Source organism: Mycobacterium sp., assembly GCF_008709575.1.
Taxonomy (GTDB): domain Bacteria; phylum Actinomycetota; class Actinomycetes; order Mycobacteriales; family Mycobacteriaceae; genus Mycobacterium.
The window spans coordinates 1-645 of the sequence record NZ_VYIK01000422.1 but is presented as its reverse complement, the minus strand read 5'-3'; the positions used below and the strand labels follow the sequence as shown (position 1 = coordinate 645).

The window sequence follows — 645 nt, the reverse complement described above, 5'->3', positions numbered from 1 at the left end:
GCGGGCGCACTCAGCTGCCAGATACCGATACTGGTCGGCGATAGCGTTGAGCACCCGTTCACCAATGAGCAGTCGGGCGTCGATGACGCCGACCCGGCCGGCCACGCGGTCCCGCCGCCAGTCGTAGTCGGTCTGGACGTGGCGCAGATAGTTGACCGCCCACCGCTGCAGCGCAGCGGTATCAGCCGAGGACACCGTGGCGAGATCGTAATCGTAGTGGCCCCTTTCGGCGGCGTGCCATTCGGCCTGGGCATTGCGGTGGTCGACTGCAACACTGAACAGTTTTTCCTCCCGGCAATCGTGGAATGCGGATCTTGACCGTGTTGATCTGCGCGATCAGTGCAGCGTGACTCGCACTCATCTGTTCGCTTTGACGAACCGACGCGTTGTCCCGCCGGGCCGTGGTCTGGTCTTGCCACGCAAGCCATGCTTCGCTGTGCTCGGCGCGCTCGACGCGGAGCAGGTCATACCGGCGCATCCTCGGCCCCGAGCGATAGGTCGGGTTAGTGACCAGCGCGTCCGGCTCGCCCAAAAACCGCTTGACGGCCCCGCCGGTCCAACCTCGCTGTGTGAGCGTGGACAACGTGACACGCCGGATCTTCTCCGCAGTCTTACTCATGGCCGCCATCATCCACCCGGCCACCG

1 protein-coding gene is annotated in these 645 nt (G+C 64.8%); it reads right to left on the bottom strand.

Going from position 1 to position 645, the window contains the following annotated elements; genetic code table 11:
- Positions 1–195, bottom strand: a 195-nt coding sequence (locus tag F6Q13_RS19360; RefSeq protein ID WP_293059966.1) for a hypothetical protein, incomplete at its 3' end; no start/stop codon positions are given.
- Between the last annotated feature and the right edge of the window lie 450 nt (positions 196–645).